Below are 20,503 nucleotides of genomic sequence, written 5' to 3' on the forward strand. Positions count from 1 at the left end.
CGCCGAGCCTAACCGCGCGGACCGAGCAGGGCTATGGAGGCATCCACGGCCGGCTCCACGATCTCGCGGACCGCCCTCCCGTCTTCCATCGTCAGGGCGGTCAGTTCGCGCAGCCCGCCCAGCAGGATCACGGCCAGCGACCCGGTCAGCGGCGGCAGGTCGGCGCGGCGGAACCCCGGGCTGGCGCTCAGGTCGATCAGCAGGTCGGACAGCAGGTGAATCCCGCGGCGCTGGACGGGCCGGGCGATCGCGCCGAGGGACGGCAGCTCGCGGATCCAGCTCAACGTGAGGGCGGGCCGGGACTCGATGTGTCCGGCGTAGGCCTCGACGGCCTGGCGGATCTGCAGATGCCAGTCGGCTTCGGGGTCGACGGCCGCGGCGATGCCGTGCCCCAGCCTCTCGTTGTCGGCCTGCAGCAGTTCCAGAAAGCACGCTTCCTTGCTGGTGAACCGGTCGTAGAAGGTGCGTTTGGACGTGCGGGCGTTGCGGACGATGTCGGCGACGGTGCTGGCGCGGTAGCCGCGCTCGTCGATCGAGGTGGCGAGGCCCTCGAGCAGTCGCAGCCGGAACGGATCGGCCCCGGCCGGCGGGTCGGGTACCGCGTGGCCGGCCGCCGCCGCCGTCAGTGCTGAGGTCACGGTCGGCGCCCCTTTCGGTGAGTGCGACACCCTTGTCATGACACCCTTGTCAGGCAGTGGTACCTCAAAGTACCGTACCGGGGAAGGCCTGCGGTACATGGCGGTACCACCCCGCGGGGGGTCGGCAGGGGTTGGGAGATCACCGAGATGAGCGACGTCGTCACCGAGACGCCCCCGGCGGCGCGGATGCCCCCGGCAACGCGCCTGCCGCCGATGGTGCAGGCTTTCGCGTTCGCCACGTGCCGGCGCTGGATGATGAACCGCCTGACGCGCCGGTATGGCCGGGTCTTCACGGTCGGCATCCCGCTCTACGGCCGACAGGTCGTGGTTGGCGATCCGCAGCTGGCCAAACAGGTCTTCACCACCAGCCCCGAGGTGCTCGGCAACATCCAGCCCAACCTGAGCCGGCTGTTCGGCTCCGGCTCGGTGTTCGCGCTCGAGGGCGAGGACCACCGGCAGCGGCGGCGGCTCCTGGCGCCGCCGTTCCACGGCAAGAGCATGAAGAACTACGAGAGCATCATCGAAGAAGAGACGCTGCGCGAGATCGCGGACTGGCCCGAAGGCGTGCCGTTCGCGACGCTGCCCTCGATGATGCGGATCACCCTCAACGCCATCCTGCGTGCGGTTTTCGGGGCCGAGGGCGCCGAACTCGACGAGCTGCGCCGGCTCATCCCGCCGTGGGTCACGCTGGGCTCGCGGTTGGCGGCGCTGCCGAAACCCCGGCGCACCTATGGGCGCTACAGCCCGTGGGGGAGGCTGCGGGAGTGGCGCCGCCGCTACGACGTCATCATCGACAGGCTGATCGACGCCGAGCGCGCGGACCCGAACTTCGCCGAGCGGACCGACGTGCTCGCGCTGATGCTGCGCAGCACCTACGACGACGGATCGGTGATGTCGCGCAAGGACATCGCCGACGAGCTGCTGACGCTGCTGGCCGCCGGGCACGAGACGACCGCGGCCACGCTGGGCTGGGCGTTCGAACGATTGAGCCGGCACGCCGACGTGCTGCGGGCGCTGGTCGAGGAGGCCGACGCCGGCGGCCACGAGCTGCGCCAGGCCGCGATCCTCGAGGTGCAGCGGGTCCGCACGGTCATCGACTTCGCCGCCCGCCACGTCTATCCGCCGACCTACCAACTCGGGGAATGGGTTGTTCCGCAAGGAAATTCGATCCTGGTCTGCATTTCGCAGATCCACGGCAACCCCGAGGTCTTCCCCGACCCGGAGCGCTTCGACCCGCAGCGGTACCTGGGCAACAAGCCGCCGGCGGCCGCCTGGATCCCGTTCGGGGGCGGTACCCGCCGGTGCGTGGGGGCCGCGTTCGCCAACATGGAGATGGACGTGGTGTTGCGAACGGTGTTGCGCCACTTCACTATCGAGACGACGACCGCGCCCGGGGAGCGCTGGCACTCGCGCGGTGTCGCGTTCACGCCGAAGGACGGCGGGCGGGTGGTCGTGCACCGGCGCTGAGCGCGGCGCCGGTCGACGGCCCTACTGGTCCGCGGTGGCCCGTCGCGGCAACGCCCAGCCGGGACGCACGTAGTGGCAGGTGTAGCCGTGCGGATAGCGCTGCAGGTAGTCCTGGTGCTCGGGCTCGGCCTCCCAGAAGTCGCCGGCCGGGCTGACCTCGGTGACGACCTTGCCCGGCCACAGGCCCGAGGCGTCGACGTCGGCGATGGTCTCCAACGCGATCCGCCTCTGCTCCTCGTCGAGGTAGAAAATGGCCGAGCGGTAGCTGGTGCCCAGGTCGTTGCCCTGGCGGTTCCTGGTTGTGGGGTCGTGAATCTGGAAGAAGAACTCCAGGATCCTGCGGTAGTCGGTGACCGCGGGGTCGTAGACGATCTCGATCGCCTCGGCGTGGGTGCCGTGGTTGCGGTAGGTCGCGTTCGGGACGTCGCCGCCGGTGTAGCCCACGCGGGTGGAGATGACACCGGGCTGCTTGCGGATCAGGTCCTGCATGCCCCAGAAGCAGCCGCCGGCGAGGATGGCCCTTTGCGTTGTCATAGCTTTCCTCCTCGGGCTCGCGCTCCTCGGGAACCGATGATGTTGCCCAGGTTACACTCCGGCGATGATGTGCAACGGCGCGAAGAAGCCCTCGTGACCACGCGCGAGTTCTCCCGGGCCGAGCTGTCGGCCGCCTTCGAGAAGTTCGAGAAGACGGTCGCCCGGGCCGCCGAGACGCGGGACTGGGACGCCTGGGTCGAGCAGTACACGACGGACGTCGACTACATCGAGCACGCGATGGGCACCATGCGCGGCCGCGACGAGGTCCGCGCGTGGATCCAGCGGACGATGACCACGTTCCCGGGCAGCCACATGGTTGCGTTCCCCTCGCTGTGGTCGGTGGTCGACGAGCCCACGGGCCGGGTCATCTGCGAACTGGACAACCCGATGCGCGACCCCGGCGACGGCACCGTCATCAGCGCCACCAACATCTCCATCGTCACCTACGGCGGCGACGGCCAGTGGTGTCGGCAGGAAGACATCTACAACCCGCTGCGTTTCCTGAAGGCCGGGATGACATGGTGCCGCAAGGCCCGGGCCCTGGGCACCCTCGACGAGGACGCCGCGCGCTGGATGCAGCAGAACGACGGCGGCCGGTGAGCGCCAAACCCAAGCTGGTGATCGGCGCCAACGGCTTCCTGGGCGCCCATGTCACCCGCCGGCTCGTCGCCGACGGCAACGACGTCCGGGCGATGGTGCGCCCGAACGCCAACACCCGTGCCATCGACGACCTCGAGCTCACCCGGTTCCACGGCGACGTGTTCGACACCGCCACCCTGCGGCAGGGGATGGACGGCGTCGACGACGTCTACTACTGCGTCGTCGACACCCGCGCATGGCTGCGCGATCCCTCGCCGCTGTTCCGCACCAACGTCGAAGGACTGCGCAACGTCCTCGACGTCGCCGCCGAGGCCGACCTGCGCAGGTTCGTCTTCACCAGCACCTACGCGACGGTGGGCCGGCGGCTCGGGCACGTGGCCACCGAGGACGACGTGATCGCCCCGCGGGGTCTGACGCCCTACGTCCAGTCCCGGGTGCAGGCCGAGAACCTGGTGATGAAGTACGTGGCCGAGGCCGGGCTGCCCGCGGTGGCGATGTGCGTCTCGACGACCTACGGCAGCGGCGACTGGGGCGGCACCCCGCACGGTGCGTTCATCGCCGGCGCGGTGTTCGGCAAGCTGCCCTTCCTGATGAACGGCATCCGACTCGAGGTCGTCGGCGTCGACGACGCCGCCCGGGCCATGATCCTGGCCGCCGAACGCGGGCGCATCGGCGAGCGCTACCTGGTCTCCGAAAAGATGATCGCGCTGAATGACGTCGTGCGGATCGCCGCCGACGAGGCCGGGGTGCCGCCGCCGCGACGCTCGATCTCGGTGCCGGTGCTCTACGCGATGGCCGCGCTGGGCAGCCTGCGGGCCCGGCTCGGCGGCAAGGACGCCCAGCTCAGCCTCGCCTCGGTGCGCATGATGCGCGCCGAGGCTCCCGTCGACAGCGGCAAAGCGAAGCGGGAACTGGGTTGGCAGCCGCGCCCGGTCGAGGAGTCGATCCGGGAAGCCGCCCGGTTCTGGGCGGCGATGCGCAGGCCGAAGGACACCAGCACCACGGCCCGGCAGGAATAGCGCGCCTAGGCTCGGTGGTGGGCCGTGCACGACGCACGCGCCCGAGGAGGTAACGACCATGAGCCACCCCGAAATCAAGGAACCCAGCGCCGGGCACCCGATCACGATCGAGCCCGCACCGGGCCGGGTGCAGGTGCGCGTCAACGGCGAGCTGGTCGCGGACACCACCGCGGCGCTGCACCTGCGCGAAGCGACTTTGCCTGTCGTGCACTACATTCCGCTCGACGATGTGGTCACCCAGCGGCTGACCCGCACGGACACCAGCACCTACTGTCCCTTCAAGGGGGAGGCCAGCTACTACAGCGTGACCACCGGCGCCGGGGACACCGTCGACAACGTGATCTGGACGTACGAAAAGCCCTACCCCGCCGTCGCGGCGATCGCCGGGCATGTGGCGTTCTACCCCGACAAGGCCGACATCAGCGTGTCCGCTCAGTAGGGGACCCAGCCCGGCATCGCCGCGGCCTGCGCCCGGGTGTCGCTGTAGAGGCGCATCGAGACGATCAGCCCGTCGCGGGTGTCGACGATGCACACGAACGGGCTGTCGTAGTCGGTGCCGTCGGCGGTGGTGCCGGTGGCCTGCGCCTCGACCACCACCGTGTGGCCCTCGTTGACGCAGCGCAGCAGGTCGACGGTGACTTCGAGGTCGCGTTTGCGGCGTTCGACCGCCCGCCGGAACGTCGCCTTGTCGCAGGACGTGCGCGTGTAGAGCGTCCAATAGGTGAAGTCCTCGCTGAGCAGCGCGAAGCCCTCCTCCAGATCGCCGCCCTCGCTCGTGCTCTGCAGGAACATCCAGGCCAGTTCGCCCTGCGGATCGTCGAACGGCGTCGCCACATCGCAATACTGTCCTGGGAGGCGGTCGACGGTCAATCGACCCGGCCGGCCGGGATCGGAGGGGAACACGTGCGGAGCGAGCGCACAGTCGCCTTGCCGGGGCCGGTCGGCTTCCGGACCACGCTGGCCCCGTTGCGGCGGGGGCCCCGCGATCCGTGCTTCCAGGTTGTGGGCGACGGCACGGTCTGGCGGGCCTGCCTGCTGCCCGACGGCCCCGTGGCCGCCCGGATCGTGCGCGTGGCGCCCAACTCGGTGCACTGCGTGGCGTGGGGCGGCGGGGCGCCGCAGTTCGTCGAGATGCTGCCCGCGATGCTCGGCGCCGACGACGACGCCTCGGACTTCGTGCCCCGGGACCCGACGGTCGCCGCCGCGCACCGGCGGGTCCCGCACCTGCGCCTGGGCCGCACCGGCCAGGTCCTGGAGGCATTGATCCCGGCCGTCATCGAGCAGCGGGTCCCCGGCGCCGACGCGTTCCGGTCGTGGCGCCTGCTGGTGTCGCGGTACGGCACGCCGGCCCCGGGCCCGGCGCCGCCCGGCATGCGGGTCCCGCCCTCGGCCGAGGTCTGGCGCAGCATTCCGTCGTGGGAGTTCCATCGCGCCAACGTCGATCCCCGGCGCGCGCAGACGGTGGTGTCCTGCGCGCGCCGGGCGGACTCGCTGGAACGGCTGGCGTCCCGCCCGGCGGCCCAGGCGCGCGAGGCGCTCAGCTCGCTGCCGGGCGTCGGGGTGTGGACCGCCGCCGAGACCGCGCAACGGGCGTTCGGCGACGCCGATGCCCTGTCGGTGGGCGATTACCACGTGTCGAAGATGATCGGCTGGACGCTGCTGGGCCGCCCCGTCGACGACGCGGCGATGCTCGAGTTGCTGGAGCCGATGCGGCCGCACCGCCACCGGGTGGTGCGTCTGCTCTATGCCAGCGGGCTGGCCCGCGAACCGCGTCGGGGGGCACGGTTGCCGGTGCAGCACATCAGCGGCCGGTAGCGCGCCGGGATTACCCACGGGCCGGGTCGGGTACCCGTTGGGGGAACGTGACCGTGTCCGAACGCAGGGGAGAAATCGAATGACGCAGTTCACCATTCCCGGACTGACCGACAAGCAGGGGGCACGGCTCGCCGAACTGCTGCAGAAGCAGCTGAGCACCTACAACGATCTGCACCTGACGCTCAAGCACATTCACTGGAATGTGGTGGGCCCCAACTTCATCGGGGTGCACGAGATGATCGACCCGCAGGTGGAGACGGTACGGGGCTACGCCGACGAGGTGGCCGAGCGCATCGCCGCCCTGGGGGCTTCGCCGCAGGGCACGCCGGGGGCGATCATCAACGACCGCACATGGGACGACTACTCGGTGGGCCGCGACTGTGCGCAGGCCCATCTGGCGGCACTGGACCTCGTCTACACCGGCGTGATCCAGGACCTGCGCAGGGCGATCGCCGAGACCGAGGAACTCGACCCCGTCACCCAGGACATGCTGATAGGCCACGCCGCTTCGCTGGAGAAGTTCCAGTGGTTCGTGCGGGCACACCTGGAGAGCGCGGGCGGCAAGCTGACGCACGCGGGTTCGTCGAGCGAGCGGGACGCCGCCAGCAGCGCCCGCGGCTGACGGGGAGCCGGCGGTCAGGTCCGGTTGTCGGATCGGGCCGCCGAATCATGTTCGGGCGCAGCGTTGGTGGGCACCGGGAATTGTCGCGCCGCACATTTGTCGCGGCGCAGGTCACACATCCCGGACCGACGGTGCGGGACGGCCTGGCGCGGAATAATCGGACCGCAGTCCGGTTGTACGGGTAGCTCTCGAATTGGAGGAACACATGCCGCCCGTCACCGCAGACACGCTCACCCTGCCCCGGATCGGCCCGGCCGGGCCCGCCGACACCGAACGCCCCGTGCGGGCGGTCAGCACGGGCCGGCGCGGCTTCGAAGGGGAGGGGTTTCCGGTCGTCCGGGCGTTCGCCGGGGTCGGCGCCGCCGCCCTCGACCCATTCGTGCACATGGACCAGATGGGTGAGGTGGACTACCAGCCGGGCGAACCGCGGGGCACCGACTGGCATCCGCACCGCGGCTTCGAAACGGTCACCTACATGCTCGACGGGAAGATGGCGCACCAGGATTCGCACGGCGGTGGCGGCCTGATCACCGACGGCGCGACGCAGTGGATGACCGCCGGTGCGGGCATCCTGCACATCGAGACCCCGCCAGCCGAACTGGTCGACAGCGGCGGCCTCTTCCACGGCATCCAGCTCTGGGTGAACCTGCCCAAGAAGGACAAATTCGCCGCACCCCGGTACCAGTCGATCGACGGCGGCGACGTGGCGTTGCTGTCCTCCGGCGACGGGGGAGCGCTGGTGCGCGTCATCGCCGGCGCGATCGACGGCCACCGGGGCCCCGGCGTCACCCACACGCCGATCACCCTGGCCCACGCCACGATCGAGAACGGCGCCCGGCTCGACATCCCGTGGCGGCGCGACTTCAACGCGTTGGTCTATGTCTTGTCCGGCAGCGGGTATGCGGGTCCGGTCGAACGGCCGATCCGGCGGGGTCAGTTGGCCGTGTTGGGTGCCGGCGACCGCGTCATCGTCGGCGCCGTGGCGGACCGACGCCCGACGGGAATCGACGTGTTGCTTCTCGGCGGACAGCCGATTCGCGAGCCGGTATTCCATTACGGACCATTCGTGATGAACTCTCGCGCGGAATTGATCGAGGCGCTGCAGGACTACGAAGCGGGCAGGTTCGGCGCCGTTCCGCCGAATGCCTTAATGCCGCATCGCGGGGGTGGCACACTTTATTGATGTCGCCAACGGCGGGTCGCCGCCCGGGCCGCCCCGCTGCAGCCAGGGCGGACGAGACGCGTAAGCGCATCTTGCGTGCCGCTCGCCAGGTGTTCAGCGAACGCGGATTCGACGGGGCGACGTTCCAGGAGATCGCCGTTCGCGCCGACCTGACCAGGCCGGCCATCAATCACTACTTTTCCTCCAAACAAGCCCTGTATCTGGAGGTGGTCCAGCAGACCAACCACGATGTCGTCGGCGCCGGCATCCAGCGGGCGCGGCACGAGGGCACCCTGATCGGGCGACTGGGCGCATTTCTCGCCGTCGCCCGCCGGGCCGATAGCGATAATTCCGCCACATCGGCGTTTCTCGTCACCAATGTGCTCGAAGCGCGGCGGCATCCGGAACTGAATGCCCGGGAAAACGACGCCGTCGCAATGACCCGGGAATTTCTGACGTGGGCCGTCGGGGATGGGATGGAGCGCGGCGAGATCGGCGCGGGAATCGACGCGCCGGCCTTGGTCGAGGCCTTGCTGCTGCTGTTTTGCGGCACGGGATTCTATGCGGGGTATCTGCGGAGCCACCAGGAGATGCACGCCGTCACCGACACGCTGCGGCGGCTGCTGGAAGGCGCGCTCTGGCGGCAGTGACATCGCGCACAATCGCATAGATTGCCTAACTTATTCGGGTAGCATGGCCGGCTGATGACTGATCTCGGCGACTCCTCGTCCGCAGGGTCCTCGTCGGAGGCCGCGCCGCCCGCTTCGCGACGGACCGCGGGCGACTCCTGGGCCATCACCGAACTCGTCGGCGCGACCGCCCTGGGCGTCGCCGCGTCCCGGGCGGTGGAGACCGCCGGAGCCGATCCGCTGATCCGCGACGAGTTCGCCCCGTTGCTGGTGTCGTCGGCGGGCCCGGCCTGGGCCCGGCTGGCCGACCCCGAGCTGGCCTGGCTCGACGGCGACGAGCACGGGCGGCGGGTGCACCGCCTCGGCGTCGACTACCAGGCGGTGCGCACCCACTTCTTCGACGAGTACTTCGGTGACGCGGCCGGCGCCGGGCTGCGGCAGGTGGTCATCCTGGCCGCCGGGCTGGACTCCCGGGCCTACCGGTTGAGCTGGCCGGCCGGCACCGCCGTCTACGAGATCGACCAGCCCAAGGTGCTCGAATACAAGAGCGGAGTCCTGGCGTCGCACGACGCCGCGCCCACCGCCCGGCGCTGCCCGGTGCCGGTCGACCTGCGCGACGACTGGCCGGCGGCGCTGCGGGAGGCGGGCTTCGACCCGAGCCGGCCGACCGCCTGGCTCGCCGAGGGCCTGCTGCCCTACCTGCCCGGCGACGCCCAGGACCGGCTCTTCGAGAGGGTCACCGCGCTCAGCGCGCCGGGCAGCCAGATCGCCGTCGAGGTGTTCGGCCTCAACTCGCGCGGCAACACGCAGCGGTGGCTGCGCATGCGGGAGCGGCTCGGCCTGGACGTCAACGTGCAGGCACTGACCTACCACGAGCCCGACCGTTCCGACGCCGTCGAGTGGCTGGCCGGACACGGCTGGGCGGTGGACGCGGTGAGCAACCGCGACGAGATGGCCCGGCTGGGCCGTCCGGTACCCGAAGACCTGGCCGACGAGGCCGTCAGCAGCACGCTGCTGCGCGCGCGCCTCGGCGCGCCACCCGACTGACCGTCAAGCACGTCAAGCACGTCAAGCAGAAGGAACACCCCATGAGCTCACTACGCAGCCACGACGACACCTGGGACATCAAGACCAGCGTCGGCTCCACCGCGGTGATGGTGGCCGCCGCCCGGGCCGTCGAGACCGAGCGGCCCGACGCGCTGATCCGTGACCCGTACGCCAAGCTGCTGGTCGGCAACTCCGGCGCGAACGTGCTCTGGGAGAAGATGCTCGACCCGGCCATCGTGGCCAGGGTCGAGGCGATCGACGCCGACTCGGCCGCCCACCTGCACCACATGCGCAGCTACCAGGCTGTGCGCACACACTTCTTCGATGCGTACTTCAACGACGCGGTGGCGGCCGGGATCCGGCAGGTGGTCATCCTGGCGTCGGGGCTGGATTCGCGCGCCTACCGGCTGGACTGGCCGGCCGGGACGACGGTCTACGAGATCGACCAGCCCCAGGTACTGGAGTTCAAGTCCACGACGCTGGCCGAGAACGGCGTCACGCCGTCGGCCGACCGCCGCGAGGTGGCCATCGACCTGCGGCAGGACTGGCCGGCCGCGCTGCGTGAGGCGGGCTTCGACCCGGGCGCGCCGACGGCGTGGCTGGCCGAGGGGCTGCTGATGTACCTGCCGGCCGACGCGCAGGACCGGCTGTTCGCCCAGATCAGCGAGCTCAGCGCGCCCGGCAGCCGGGTGTCCGCCGAAACCGCGCCCGCCCACGCCGAGGAGCGGCGCCAGCAGATGCGCGAGCGGTTCAAGAAGGTGGCCGACGAGATCGGCCTGGAGGAGACCATCGACGTCGGGGAACTGATGTACCGCGACGACGACCGCGCCCACGTCGCCGACTGGCTCAACGACCACGGCTGGCGCGCCCAATCGCAAGCCGCCGTCGATGAGATGCGCCGCCTGAACCGCTGGATCGAGGGCGTCCCGTTCGCCGACGACAAGGGCGCGTTCTCCGACTTCGTGACCGCGGAGCGCGTGTAGCGTCCCGGAACGGGGCGCCCGGGCGGGCGTTCCAGATCCTTCCTATTGCTCTCCCAACCGGATGGTTAGGATCGCGGGTATCACCGATGAGCGGCCCCGCGACCTGGCGGTGCCTTCGCTCAGGAAGGACAACGATGACCACCGAATCGGTTGCACCGAAGACACCCGCATCCACGAACGGGGGCCCGGCCGCCGCGCCGGTCGACGTCGCCGCGACGGTGGACCGGCTCCGCAGGACCTTCGCCACCGGGCGCACCCGCGACATCGAGTGGCGCAAGCGCCAGTTGCTGCAACTGCAGAAGCTGATGGAGGAGAACGAGGCCGCGCTGGCCGCCGCGCTCGCCGACGACCTGGACCGCAACCCGTTCGAGGCGTACATCGCCGACATCGCGACGACCGCGGGCGAGGCGAAGTTCGCGGCCAAGAACCTGCGGCGCTGGACGCGCCGCAAGCACGTGCTGCTCGAGTTGCCGCAGCTGCCGGGCCGCGGCTGGATCGAGTACGAGCCGTTCGGGACCGTGCTGATCATCGGCGCCTGGAACTACCCGTTCTACCTGACGCTGGGCCCGGCGGTCGGCGCGATCGCGGCGGGCAACGCCGTCATCCTCAAGCCGTCCGAGATGGCCCCCGCGTCCTCGCACCTGATGGCCGAGCTGGTGCCCCGCTACCTGGACCGCGACGCGATCGCGGTCGTCGAGGGCGACGGCTCGGTGAGTCAGGAGCTGATCGCGCAGGGCCTGGACCGGGTGATGTTCACCGGCGGCACCGAGATCGGCCGCAAGGTCTACGAGGGGGCCGCACCCCACCTGACCCCGGTCACCCTGGAGCTCGGCGGCAAGAGCCCGGTGATCGTGGCCGCCGACGCCGACATCGACGTCGCCGCCAAGCGGATCGCCTGGATGAAGCTGCTCAACGCCGGGCAGACGTGCGTCGCGCCCGACTATGTGCTGGCCGACGTGAAGATCCGCGACGAGCTGGTGGACAAGATCGGCGCGGCCATCACGAAGTTCCGGTCCCAGGACCGGGCCGGGATGCGGATCGTCAACCAGCGCCAGTTCGACCGGCTCAAGGGCTACCTGTCCGGCAAGGACGGCCGGATCACCGTCGGCGGCGACTGCGACGCCTCGACCCTGCGCATCCAGCCGACGGTGGTGGTCGACCCCGACCTGGACGGGCCGCTGATGTGCAACGAGATCTTCGGGCCGATCCTGCCGGTCGTCACCGCCCAGAACCTGGACGACGCAATACGTTTCGTCAACGCCCGGCCCAAGCCGCTGGCCGCCTACCTGTTCACCAAGTCGCGCGCGACCCGGGAGCGGGTGATCAAGGAGGTGCCGGCGGGCGGCATGCTGGTCAACCACCTGGCCTTCCAGGTGTCGACGGCCAAGCTGCCGTTCGGCGGGGTCGGCACGTCGGGGATGGGCGCCTACCACGGCCGCTTCGGGTTCGAGGAGTTCAGCCACCGCAAGTCGGTGCTGACCAAGCCCACCCGGCCCGACGTGTCGCGCTTCATCTACCCGCCCTACACCGAGCGGGCCTTCAAGATGGCGCGAAAGCTGTTCTGACACTGACGTTTTAGCCCCCCTTACCAACCCCTCGAAAGGAACCTGATGCCAGGAGTGCAGGATCGCGTCGTCGTCGTCACCGGAGCGGGCGGAGGCCTCGGGCGCGAGTACGCGCTCACCCTCGCCAAGGAGGGCGCCAGCGTCGTCGTCAACGACCTCGGCGGATCGCGCGACGGCACGGGTGCCGGCCACAACATGGCCGACCAGGTCGTCAACGAGATCCGCGAGGCGGGGGGCCGGGCGGCGGCCAACTACGACAGCGTCGCCGACCCCGCGGGCGCGGCCAACATCATCAAGACCGCGATCGACGAGTTCGGCGCCGTGCACGGGGTGGTGAGCAACGCGGGGATCCTGCGCGACGGCACGTTCCACAAGATGACGTTCGAGAACTGGGACGCCGTGCTCAAGGTGCACCTCTACGGCGGCTACAACGTGCTGCGTGCCGCATGGCCGCACTTCCGTGAGCAGAGCTACGGGCGCGTGGTCGTCGCCACCTCGACCAGCGGCCTGTTCGGCAACTTCGGCCAGACCAACTACGGCGCGGCCAAGCTCGGCCTGGTCGGCATGATCAACACGCTGGCCCAGGAAGGGGCCAAGTACAACATCCACACCAACGCGGTCGCCCCGATCGCGGCCACCCGCATGACCGAGGACATCATGCCCAAGGAGGTGCTGGAGAAGCTCACCCCGGAGTACGTGGCGCCGGTGGTGGCCTACCTGTGCACCGAGGAATGCGCCGACACCGCATCGGTTTTCATCGTCGGTGGCGGCAAGGTGCAGCGGGTGGCGCTGTTCGGCAACGAGGGCGCCAACTTCGAGAAGCCGCCGTCGGTGCAGGACATCGCCGCGCACTGGGGTGAGATCACCGACCTGTCCGCGGCGAAGAAGGCGGAATTCAAGCTGTAGGCCCAAGGCTATGAAAGCCTGTGTTGTCCAGCGCCTGTCGGGTCCGGCCGGTATCGCCTACACCGATATCGACGACCTCGCCGAGGATCGTGACCACGTCATCATCGACGTGCGGGCCGCCGGGGTGTGCTTTCCGGACCTGCTGCTGAGCAAGGGCGAATACCAGCTGAAGCTGCCGCCGCCGTTCGTGCCCGGCATGGAGGCCGCCGGGGTGGTGCACTCGGCGCCGCCGGGGTCGGGTTTCAAAGTGGGCGAACGGGTTTCGGCGTTCGGCATCCTGGGCGCCTACGCCGAGCAGGTCGCCGTCCCGGTGCCCAACGTGATCCGCAGCTCCGCCGAGCTCGACGACGCCGAGGCGGTGTCGCTGCTGGTGAACTACAACACCATGTACTTTGCGCTGGCCCGTCGGGCGGCGATGCGGCCGGGCGACACGGTGCTGGTGCTCGGCGCGGCCGGCGGGGTGGGGACGGCGGCGATCCAGGTGGCCCGGGCGATGGGCGCGAAGAAGGTGCTGGCCGTGTTGCACCGCACGGCGGCCACCGACTACGTCGCGTCGCTGGGCGCCGACCTGGTGCTGCCGCTGTCCGGTGACTGGGCCGCCGAGGTGCGCAAGTACACCGGCGGCCGGGGCGTGGACATCGTCGTGGACCCCATCGGCGGCCCGGCGTTCGACGACGCGGTGCGCGTGCTGGCCATCGACGGCAAGCTGCTGGTCATCGGGTTCGCCGCCGGCAGCATCCCCACCGTCAAGGTGAACCGGTTGCTGCTGCGCAACGTCAGCGTCGTGGGCGTGGCGTGGGGCGAGTACCTCAACAAGGTGCCCGGCTCGGCGGCGCTGTTCTCCTGGGGCCTGGGACAACTGGTCTCTCTGGGCCTGAAACCGCCTCCACCGCAACGGTATCCACTGTCGGAGGCGCAGGCGGCGCTGCAGTGCCTGGCCGACGGCGGGGTGCTGGGCAAGCTGGTGCTCGAGCCGTAGGCGGCGGGTCGCGACACCCCGCCACTGACACACCCAAACCGGGGTCGCCGTTGCCGTCGCCGACGGGCACGGTGGTGGCGGTGATCGGTGACGACCGGCCCGCATCATGGCCGGCTGACGATCGATCAGGGGCCGACCAGTCGCGATTGGCCCAATCGGGTCAGGCTTGACCCGGGCGGACCTTACAGGCGGTGTGAGCGGCGTCATACGGTGGCGTTACCCAGGGATACAGGGTTACCCAGGGATACAGGGGATTACCTAGCGGGAAGGACCGCCGCATGACCGAGATACTGACCCGCATGGAGCCGCTGCCCGGCGAAGTTCCGCTCGAAGACGAGGCATTGGCCGCTTACGAGAAGAAGTTCCGCGAGGACAACACCATCTGGGCCGAGCTTTTGCAGGAAAACCTCGACCGCCTTGGGCGCGGGTCGTTTTCGCTGCACTGGATGGACACGGAAAAGGCGAATTGGGGGGTGCGAGCGCGGCCGAGCTCGCGGGGATTGACCTACACCGACATCAACCGTCCGCCGGCCTACGGCACGCTGCCCGAGCACAATGCGACACGCAACTTCGCCCCGCGCGGCTCCGTGCGCGACCCCTACGCCGAGCAGATGCCGACGATCGACGCCTACGACATCCTGGACAAGAAGGAAGCCTGGGCAGACAACGTGATGACGCTGTATGAGGAGGCCAAGGCGCGGCAGTGGAACTCCACCAGCGACATCCCGTGGAGCGAGCTCGAACCGGTCAGCGAGGATCTGGAGAAGGCGGCGTGCCAGCTGGCCACCTCGCTCACCGAGGTCGAGTTCGTCGCCGGCGACTTCCCGTCCCGCTGGGTTTACCGCACCTCACCGGATTTCTTCGAAATCAAAAATTTCCTCGTGACGCAGATGATGGACGAAGCCCGTCACATGGAAGTGTTCCGCAAGCGCGCTCTCGCCGGGGGCGGCGGCTTGTTGCACGCCAGCCCGGCTTTGGAGTGGGCACTGAAGGCGATTCTCGAGTCGCCGACCCACACCCAGGGCACATTCCTGCTCAATGTCCTGGGCGAAGGGCTCGTTCTCACCATATTCCGGGCCGGCGAATTCCTGTCCAAGACCCATGTCGACAAGGAGATCTTCCGGCGCTGCATGCAAGACGAGGCCCGACACGTCTCCTACGGCACGCTGGAGCTGAAGAACTTCCTCGACTGCTCCACCGACAGGGACAAGGCGCTTTCGGATATGCACCGCTTCGCCGACCTTGGCGAGCAGATCATCCTCACCGCGCTGAGCAGTCCCGGACTGCTCGAGCCGCTAGCCGTTCTGATGGGTGGAGGAGTCGACAAGATCGACGACGGCATGGAGGGTGTGTCGTTCCTTTGGGGGACGATTGTCGAGGAGTACCTGCAGCGCTGTGATCGCGCTGGGTTCGACCGCCGCGACAAGGTGACGATCCCGTTGGAGATGCCGTGGACGGCGTGAGCACGAGTACCGACCTTCCCACCGTCGAATGGCTGACCAGGCTCGCGGAGACCAACATGGCAGACCTCGCCGAGTTTCGGAAGCTCGGCGAGGTCGACTGCCGGTTCGCCGTCAACATCTTCGACGGCGGCCCCGACGGGTCGGCGCTGATCGTCCAACTGCTTTTCGACGGTTTCGACGTCAGCGAGATCAAGGAAATCAGCGACACCGAACTGGATTCGATGGATTTTGTCATCGAGACCGACCGGGACTCGTGGCAGGAGATGGTGGACAGCATTCGCGCCGGACACGGCCGGCCGGACCTTGATCACACCCTCAACGCGCTGAGCATGGCGGCGACACCGATACGGGTCTGGTCGTCAGACCCGCTGGGCCGGGACTTGTTTTTCCGCAATAATCAGAGTTTGCAGCAATTCTTCAACAACTGTGCTCGGTTGTGAATCGCCCCATCAGGGAAGAGAAAAACTGATGAGCCGGACACGGCGAGGCAACTTCTATATCGATGACACGTGCATCGGGTGCGGAGCGTGCGAGCATGCGTGCCCGGGACGCGTCGATGCCATATCGAAGAAAGCCGACGATTTCCTGGGCCGATTCGTGATCGAACTCGACCAGTGCATTGACTGCGGGAAATGCATGCCGCTGTGCCCGGTCGACTGTATTCACGACGGCCGAGTCGAAGCGGGATTCGTGCCGGACAATGGCTACACGAAGATCGCCGAGCTGCACGAGTGGGCGGCCCGCAAGGACAGCTGAGTGCGTTGAAGGATTCAGGAAGCTGAGGTGCTATACCGTGGGTGTTTTCAAAGACAGCGACGAGGCGACGAAGTACATTGCCGGGATCTTCGAGAAGGCGGTCGCAGACGAATCGATCGGCGACCAACTCGCGGCGTCCGGTGTCGTGCTGCAACTCAACTGCTCCGACCCGGACATCCAGATCACGGTCGACATGCCCAACAAGAAGGTGTTCACCGGCAGTTGTGACCTTTCGCCCACCGTGGCGATGTCGATGACCTCCGACATGGCCAACCGGTTCTGGCAGGGCAAACTCAACCTCGCTGTCTCGCTGGCCAAGGGCCAGGTCCGCGCGAAAGGCCCGGTGCCGAAGATCCTCAAGCTCGTGCCTGTCGCCAAGAAGCTTTTCCCGCGCTACGAGGAGTTGTTGCGGGCCGAGGGGCGCACCGACTTGCTGGCTGTTTGACGTCGGCTTGGCGCCCCGGCGGACTCGAATCCTTACTGGGACCGGTCGGACTCGGAGAGATCATCGAGCAGTCGGAGCCGCCCGGCCATCGCGGCGGCGGCGATGCGATTGGTGACGCCGAGTTTGTGCAGCAACGCGGCCACCATCCGTTTGGTGGTGCGCTCCGAGACCATCATCCGGTGCGCGATATCGCCGGTCTCCATGCCCGTGGCAACCAACCGCCACAACTGGAGTTCCTGCGTGCTGAGACTGTCCAGCAACGCCGATCGCGGTTCGCGGGACTTCGCCAGCAGCGCATCGAGCAGCGCGCCGTCGATGACCCGCAAGCCTTCGGCGACGGTCCACAGCGGGCCGGCCAGTGCTTCGGGCCGCGCCGTCTTCGGCAGGAATCCGTCGGCGCCCGCGCGCAGCGCCTCCTCGGCGAGCTCGAGGTTGCCGGTCCCCGACAGCGCCACGATCCGGGTTGTGGGATGACGCGCCTTGATATGCCGGATCGCGGCTATCCCGCCGAGTGGGGGCATGGACAGGTCGATGATCGCGACGTCGGCGGCGCAGCGCGCCACCAGGTCGGCAGCCTCCTCGACGTAAGTGGTCTGCCCGCCCACCGTGAACAACTCGCCCCATTGGCGGTCGAGCAGCAAAGCCAGCCCTTGTGCGAAAAGCTCGTGGTCGTCGACGATTACAACGACGAACGGCTTGCCGGTCATTGCTGTGACGCTACCCCGGCCCTAATGTCGGCCCGGTGAGATCGGTCGATCGGCACCGTTGGACGGCAGAGGGACACGGCAGCGGCTACGGGCTGGCACGCACCGTCGTCGCCGTGCGGGTCGCGGTGGTGATCTCGATCGGCTTGCTGTTGCCGGTAGAGCCGGCAGGGGCGCGCGTGTATGTCGCGATCCTGATAGCGGCGGCGCTGGTCTATGCGGCGATCGTGTTCGTCCATCCGCAGTTGGAGGTGCGCCGCACTCGTTACCGTTGGCTGGTCACCGGCTTCGACTCGATGTTCACGCTGGTGTTCATCGCGCTGACCGGCGGGGTGCACAGCCCGGCGGTGTCGGTGCTGGTGCTGGTCGTGGTCGCCTCCGCGGCACGGCTGTCGCTTACCCAGACGCTGGTGTTGGGGGTGCTACTCGGCGCCGGGTACATCGCCGTCGCGCTATTGGCCTCCACCGACGGTGTCGCGCTCGCGCCGGTGCAGCAGAGTAGCTGGTGGGCGCTGTATCTGCTGTTCACGGCAATCATCACGGCGGGGTTGTCGTCCCTGGCCGAACGCGAACACCAATACAGCGTAAAGGCGATGGTGGAGGCCGAAGCCGAACACGCCGCCGCTGAAGAGGAACGTGACCTGCGCAGCCGGCTGTTGCAGTCCTACCAGTCGCAGCAGGACGGGCTACAGGTGCTGGTACACGAATTCCGCACCCCCATCGCCTCCTTGGAGGCGCTCATGGCCGCGCTCGCATCGGCGACGCCGATGCCGGAGTCTGACCGTGCCGCCAGTCTGCAGCTGGCCGGCCGCCACGTTCAGCACCTCGGCGACATGCTCGACGCCCTGTCCGACGTCGCGTTGAGCCGGCGCCCCGCCTTCTCGTCGGGCCGGGTCCGGCGCGTCGACATGGCCGGCCTGATCACCGAGGCAGCCGACGCCGCGGGCCTGGTTCCACCGCAGCTGCGGCTGACGGTGGGCGACGACGTGGGCGCGGTCGCGGTCAACGCCCAGGGACTGCGGCGGGTGCTGACCAACCTGCTGGAGAACGCTTCCCGGCATAGCCGTGATGCCCCCGTCGACGTGACGTGCGCGCAGACCGGCAACGACATCGTCATCGAGATCGCCGACCACGGACCGGGCATACCCGCTCAGAGTCTGGGCCAGCTGACGGCCAAATACGTCAGCATCGGTGACCGGCGCGGCACCGCCGGGCTGGGCCTGTGGATCGTGCAGCAGATCCTCGAGGCGATCGGCGGGCGGGTCGATTTCAGCGCGCGCGACGGCGGCGGGCTCGTGGCGACCGTTCGCGCTCCGATCGCGTGATTCGATCGGGCGGGGATTGGCCCGCGGAGGCCACTGATTGGCACGCGCGCAACTGGCACGGCGTTGCTGTGGTCGCCACCATGGAAGGAGCACGGCGTTTGCGCCCACAACAGTACCGAGAGGACGACAGAGCCCGCAGCGGTGTGGGTGCTGCTCAATGCGGCGTAGCCCGTGACGTGCATCACGCGAAATTGACCACTGGTCATTTTCGCACTACAACAAGGAAGTCACCATGACAAGAACGGCTTACGGCTCGCTAGCTGCGGGCGGACTTAACTGGGATAGCTTGCCGCTCAAGCTGTTCGCCGGGGGCAACGCGAAATTCTGGAATCCCGCCGACATCGACTTTTCCCGCGACCGCAAGGACTGGGAATCGCTATCAGAGAGCGAACGCGATCTCGCCGTGCGACTCTGCGCGGCGTTCCTCGCCGGCGAAGAGGCGGTCACACAGGACATCCAACCGTTCATGGGAGCGATGCGAGCCGAAGGCCGACTCGGCGACGAGATGTATTTGACCCAGTTCGCCTTTGAGGAGGCCAAGCACGCTCAGGGGTTCCGGTTATGGCTGGATGCCGTGGGGGTCACCGAGGACCTGCATGGTTATCACTCTCCGGCGTACCGGAAGATCTTCAACGAGGAGCTTTCGGAATCACTTGGCGATCTCGTCACGGATCCCTCACCGGCCGCCCAGATTCGCGCGGCCACGACCTACAACCACATCGTCGAGGGCATGCTGGCGCTGACCGGATATTTTGCCTGGCACAAGATCTGTGTGGACCACGGCATTCTTCCCGGTATGCAGGAGTTCATCGGACGCATCGGTGACGATGAGCGTCGCCACATGGCGTGGGGCACCTTCACCTGCCGGCGCCACATCGCCGCCGACGATGCCAACTGGTCGGTGTTCGAAGCACGCATGAACGAGCTGATCCCGTTGGGAGTGCAGCTGATCGAAGGACTCCTCACACCCTACGGTGACCACGTCCCGTTCGGGCTGACCGTCGACGAATTGACCTGTTATGCGACCGACAAGGGGATGCGCAGGTTGAGCACGATCGAGAGCGCGCGCGGGCGTCCGGTTGCTGACATCGATCTTGACTACACGCCGGTTCAGCTCGAAGACGACTTCGCCGCCGAAGACGAGAGGGCGCTGGCCGGCACTTCGGCCTAACCCGCTGGGTGCCACGTTGGCAAGCGCCGGCTGAGCTAGTTAGCGCGGCCGGACTGGGTCAACTTATTCATGCCCCGGTTCTGGAGATGAGCAGCGACATCCGCATCGGTGGTTGCGTGAGGGGTCCGGTCCGCTAAGCGCTTTGAGCGTCCTATACCGGCTTCAGGACGTCGGGTCTGGTTGGAAACGTCGCGAATTGTTGATCCCTACGAGACGAGGTTGAAATGGCTGTTTTTGCTGACGAGGACGAGGTTTACGCCTATCTGGGTGGGATTTTCCGGCGTGGGCTGGATAAGGAGGGGTTGGCTGACAAGCTGGCGGGTTCGGGGGTGGTGTTGCGGGTTCATTACACCGATCCGGATGCGGTGGTGACGGTGGATATGCCCAACAAGGTTGTCGAGACCGGTGCGTCGAGTACGGCGGTGCCCAATGTGGAGTTGTTCATGTCGGCGGACATGGGAAACAGGTTCTGGTTGGGGAAGGTGAACTTGACGGTGGCGATGGCCAAGGGCACGGTGCGGGCCAAGGGCCCGGTGGCCAAGCTGCTCAAGCTGATACCGCAGGCCAAGAATTTGTTTCCGGAGTATCGGCTGATGTTGGAGGCCGCGCAGCGTCAGGACCTCATCGATGCGTGAGCCGCAGCGCTGGACTGGTTTGCTGAGCGCGGTGGTGG

The 20,503-nt window shown here is 68.2% G+C and carries 24 protein-coding genes; 20 read left to right on the forward strand and 4 right to left on the reverse strand.

Annotated features, from left to right (window positions below; genetic code table 11):
- Positions 1 to 8 precede the first annotated feature (8 nt).
- Positions 9 to 626, reverse strand: coding sequence for a TetR/AcrR family transcriptional regulator (locus FPZ47_RS00275; RefSeq protein WP_246133229.1), 618 nt, complete (start codon positions 624 to 626; stop codon positions 9 to 11).
- Positions 627 to 785: 159 nt separating this feature from the next.
- On the opposite strand from FPZ47_RS00275, the gene FPZ47_RS00280 reads away from it, so the two are divergent.
- Positions 786 to 2,105 carry a cytochrome P450 gene (locus FPZ47_RS00280; protein ID WP_144946894.1) on the forward strand — a complete coding sequence of 440 codons (1,320 nt, stop codon included), beginning with the start codon at positions 786 to 788 and terminating at the stop codon, positions 2,103 to 2,105.
- Positions 2,106 to 2,126: 21 nt separating this feature from the next.
- On the opposite strand, the gene msrA is transcribed toward FPZ47_RS00280, so the two are convergent.
- Positions 2,127 to 2,639 (reverse strand): peptide-methionine (S)-S-oxide reductase MsrA, encoded by a 513-nt coding sequence (msrA, locus tag FPZ47_RS00285; protein WP_144946897.1) that lies wholly within the window; start codon positions 2,637 to 2,639, stop codon positions 2,127 to 2,129.
- 93 nt (positions 2,640 to 2,732) lie between these two features.
- On the opposite strand from msrA, the gene FPZ47_RS00290 reads away from it, so the two are divergent.
- The 3 genes from FPZ47_RS00290 to FPZ47_RS00300 are packed head-to-tail and all read left to right on the forward strand — an operon-like array spanning position 2,733 to position 4,697.
- Positions 2,733 to 3,239 (forward strand): nuclear transport factor 2 family protein, encoded by a 507-nt coding sequence (locus tag FPZ47_RS00290; RefSeq protein WP_144946900.1) that lies wholly within the window; start codon positions 2,733 to 2,735, stop codon positions 3,237 to 3,239.
- Positions 3,236 to 4,258: an NAD-dependent epimerase/dehydratase family protein gene (locus FPZ47_RS00295; protein ID WP_144946903.1), complete on the forward strand. Its 1,023-nt coding sequence runs from the start codon at positions 3,236 to 3,238 to the stop codon at positions 4,256 to 4,258. The genes FPZ47_RS00290 and FPZ47_RS00295 overlap by 4 nt, the downstream gene beginning before the upstream one ends.
- A 58-nt stretch (positions 4,259 to 4,316) precedes the next feature.
- The gene (locus tag FPZ47_RS00300; protein ID WP_144946905.1) at positions 4,317 to 4,697 is read left to right on the forward strand and encodes a DUF427 domain-containing protein; all 381 of its coding nucleotides are present in this window, start codon (positions 4,317 to 4,319) and stop codon (positions 4,695 to 4,697) included.
- Here FPZ47_RS00300 and FPZ47_RS00305 read toward each other — a convergent pair.
- Positions 4,691 to 5,092: a nuclear transport factor 2 family protein gene (locus FPZ47_RS00305; protein ID WP_144946908.1), complete on the reverse strand. Its 402-nt coding sequence runs from the start codon at positions 5,090 to 5,092 to the stop codon at positions 4,691 to 4,693. The genes FPZ47_RS00300 and FPZ47_RS00305 overlap by 7 nt on opposite strands.
- Before the next feature lie 69 nt (positions 5,093 to 5,161).
- Here FPZ47_RS00305 and FPZ47_RS00310 point away from each other — a divergent pair, with 69 nt between their 5' ends.
- From FPZ47_RS00310 to FPZ47_RS00370, 13 genes are all read left to right on the forward strand, one after another.
- Positions 5,162 to 6,073 carry a DNA-3-methyladenine glycosylase family protein gene (locus FPZ47_RS00310; RefSeq protein WP_144946911.1) on the forward strand — a complete coding sequence of 304 codons (912 nt, stop codon included), beginning with the start codon at positions 5,162 to 5,164 and terminating at the stop codon, positions 6,071 to 6,073.
- A 79-nt stretch (positions 6,074 to 6,152) separates the two neighbouring features.
- A complete protein-coding gene (locus FPZ47_RS00315; RefSeq protein ID WP_144946914.1) occupies positions 6,153 to 6,695 on the forward strand; it encodes a Dps family protein in 543 nt (180 codons plus the stop codon).
- A 205-nt stretch (positions 6,696 to 6,900) separates the two neighbouring features.
- Complete coding sequence (locus FPZ47_RS00320; protein ID WP_144946917.1) at positions 6,901 to 7,878, forward strand: pirin family protein; 978 nt, start codon at positions 6,901 to 6,903, stop codon at positions 7,876 to 7,878.
- Positions 7,878 to 8,507 carry a TetR/AcrR family transcriptional regulator gene (locus FPZ47_RS00325; RefSeq protein ID WP_144946920.1) on the forward strand — a complete coding sequence of 210 codons (630 nt, stop codon included), beginning with the start codon at positions 7,878 to 7,880 and terminating at the stop codon, positions 8,505 to 8,507. Before FPZ47_RS00320 ends, FPZ47_RS00325 begins: the two co-directional genes overlap by 1 nt.
- 54 nt (positions 8,508 to 8,561) lie before the next feature.
- Positions 8,562 to 9,533 (forward strand): class I SAM-dependent methyltransferase, encoded by a 972-nt coding sequence (locus tag FPZ47_RS00330; RefSeq protein WP_144946923.1) that lies wholly within the window; start codon positions 8,562 to 8,564, stop codon positions 9,531 to 9,533.
- A 41-nt stretch (positions 9,534 to 9,574) separates the two neighbouring features.
- Positions 9,575 to 10,516, forward strand: coding sequence for a class I SAM-dependent methyltransferase (locus FPZ47_RS00335; protein WP_144946926.1), 942 nt, complete (start codon positions 9,575 to 9,577; stop codon positions 10,514 to 10,516).
- 134 nt (positions 10,517 to 10,650) lie between these two features.
- Complete coding sequence (locus FPZ47_RS00340) at positions 10,651 to 12,081, forward strand: aldehyde dehydrogenase family protein (protein WP_210419792.1); 1,431 nt, start codon at positions 10,651 to 10,653, stop codon at positions 12,079 to 12,081.
- A 45-nt stretch (positions 12,082 to 12,126) separates the two neighbouring features.
- The gene (locus tag FPZ47_RS00345) at positions 12,127 to 12,987 is read left to right on the forward strand and encodes an SDR family oxidoreductase (RefSeq protein ID WP_144946932.1); all 861 of its coding nucleotides are present in this window, start codon (positions 12,127 to 12,129) and stop codon (positions 12,985 to 12,987) included.
- A 10-nt stretch (positions 12,988 to 12,997) separates the two neighbouring features.
- A complete protein-coding gene (locus FPZ47_RS00350) occupies positions 12,998 to 13,966 on the forward strand; it encodes an NADPH:quinone oxidoreductase family protein (RefSeq protein WP_144946935.1) in 969 nt (322 codons plus the stop codon).
- 278 nt (positions 13,967 to 14,244) lie between these two features.
- The gene (locus FPZ47_RS00355) at positions 14,245 to 15,429 is read left to right on the forward strand and encodes a ferritin-like domain-containing protein (protein WP_144946937.1); all 1,185 of its coding nucleotides are present in this window, start codon (positions 14,245 to 14,247) and stop codon (positions 15,427 to 15,429) included.
- Entirely contained in the window at positions 15,426 to 15,869 is a 444-nt protein-coding gene (locus FPZ47_RS00360) for a hypothetical protein (protein ID WP_144946940.1), read from the forward strand. Before FPZ47_RS00355 ends, FPZ47_RS00360 begins: the two co-directional genes overlap by 4 nt.
- A gap of 28 nt (positions 15,870 to 15,897) precedes the next feature.
- Complete coding sequence (locus FPZ47_RS00365; RefSeq protein WP_144946942.1) at positions 15,898 to 16,185, forward strand: NADH-quinone oxidoreductase subunit I; 288 nt, start codon at positions 15,898 to 15,900, stop codon at positions 16,183 to 16,185.
- A gap of 37 nt (positions 16,186 to 16,222) precedes the next feature.
- Positions 16,223 to 16,630 (forward strand): SCP2 sterol-binding domain-containing protein, encoded by a 408-nt coding sequence (locus tag FPZ47_RS00370; protein WP_144946944.1) that lies wholly within the window; start codon positions 16,223 to 16,225, stop codon positions 16,628 to 16,630.
- A 32-nt stretch (positions 16,631 to 16,662) separates the two neighbouring features.
- Here FPZ47_RS00370 and FPZ47_RS00375 read toward each other — a convergent pair whose 3' ends face one another.
- Complete coding sequence (locus tag FPZ47_RS00375; protein WP_144946947.1) at positions 16,663 to 17,337, reverse strand: response regulator transcription factor; 675 nt, start codon at positions 17,335 to 17,337, stop codon at positions 16,663 to 16,665.
- Between the two features lie 35 nt (positions 17,338 to 17,372).
- On the opposite strand from FPZ47_RS00375, the gene FPZ47_RS00380 reads away from it, so the two are divergent.
- From FPZ47_RS00380 to FPZ47_RS00390, 3 genes are all read left to right on the forward strand, one after another.
- A complete protein-coding gene (locus tag FPZ47_RS00380; RefSeq protein ID WP_246133228.1) occupies positions 17,373 to 18,659 on the forward strand; it encodes a sensor histidine kinase in 1,287 nt (428 codons plus the stop codon).
- A gap of 190 nt (positions 18,660 to 18,849) precedes the next feature.
- Positions 18,850 to 19,830, forward strand: a complete 981-nt coding sequence (locus FPZ47_RS00385) for a R2-like ligand-binding oxidase (protein WP_281291723.1) — start codon at positions 18,850 to 18,852, stop codon at positions 19,828 to 19,830.
- A 224-nt stretch (positions 19,831 to 20,054) separates the two neighbouring features.
- Complete coding sequence (locus tag FPZ47_RS00390; RefSeq protein WP_144946952.1) at positions 20,055 to 20,465, forward strand: SCP2 sterol-binding domain-containing protein; 411 nt, start codon at positions 20,055 to 20,057, stop codon at positions 20,463 to 20,465.
- Positions 20,466 to 20,503: the final 38 nt, after the last annotated feature.

It is taken from the genome of Mycobacterium helveticum, assembly GCF_007714205.1.
Lineage (GTDB): Bacteria > Actinomycetota > Actinomycetes > Mycobacteriales > Mycobacteriaceae > Mycobacterium > Mycobacterium helveticum.

Excerpts from the sequence above, each read along its gene's own strand:
- FPZ47_RS00355 (WP_144946937.1), top strand. The coding sequence starts at position 14,245 with ATGACCGAGATACTGACCCGCATGGAGCCGCTGCCCGGCGAAGTTCCG.
- FPZ47_RS00300 (WP_144946905.1), top strand. The coding sequence starts at position 4,317 with ATGAGCCACCCCGAAATCAAGGAACCCAGCGCCGGGCACCCGATCACG.
- FPZ47_RS00325 (WP_144946920.1), top strand. The coding sequence starts at position 7,878 with ATGTCGCCAACGGCGGGTCGCCGCCCGGGCCGCCCCGCTGCAGCCAGG.
- FPZ47_RS00280 (WP_144946894.1), top strand. The coding sequence starts at position 786 with ATGAGCGACGTCGTCACCGAGACGCCCCCGGCGGCGCGGATGCCCCCG.
- msrA (WP_144946897.1), bottom strand. The coding sequence starts at position 2,639 with ATGACAACGCAAAGGGCCATCCTCGCCGGCGGCTGCTTCTGGGGCATG.
- FPZ47_RS00390 (WP_144946952.1), top strand. The coding sequence starts at position 20,055 with ATGGCTGTTTTTGCTGACGAGGACGAGGTTTACGCCTATCTGGGTGGG.
- FPZ47_RS00345 (WP_144946932.1), top strand. The coding sequence starts at position 12,127 with ATGCCAGGAGTGCAGGATCGCGTCGTCGTCGTCACCGGAGCGGGCGGA.
- FPZ47_RS00375 (WP_144946947.1), bottom strand. The coding sequence starts at position 17,337 with ATGACCGGCAAGCCGTTCGTCGTTGTAATCGTCGACGACCACGAGCTT.
- FPZ47_RS00350 (WP_144946935.1), top strand. The coding sequence starts at position 12,998 with ATGAAAGCCTGTGTTGTCCAGCGCCTGTCGGGTCCGGCCGGTATCGCC.
- FPZ47_RS00335 (WP_144946926.1), top strand. The coding sequence starts at position 9,575 with ATGAGCTCACTACGCAGCCACGACGACACCTGGGACATCAAGACCAGC.
- FPZ47_RS00315 (WP_144946914.1), top strand. The coding sequence starts at position 6,153 with ATGACGCAGTTCACCATTCCCGGACTGACCGACAAGCAGGGGGCACGG.
- FPZ47_RS00330 (WP_144946923.1), top strand. The coding sequence starts at position 8,562 with ATGACTGATCTCGGCGACTCCTCGTCCGCAGGGTCCTCGTCGGAGGCC.
- FPZ47_RS00365 (WP_144946942.1), top strand. The coding sequence starts at position 15,898 with ATGAGCCGGACACGGCGAGGCAACTTCTATATCGATGACACGTGCATC.
- FPZ47_RS00340 (WP_210419792.1), top strand. The coding sequence starts at position 10,651 with ATGACCACCGAATCGGTTGCACCGAAGACACCCGCATCCACGAACGGG.
- FPZ47_RS00320 (WP_144946917.1), top strand. The coding sequence starts at position 6,901 with ATGCCGCCCGTCACCGCAGACACGCTCACCCTGCCCCGGATCGGCCCG.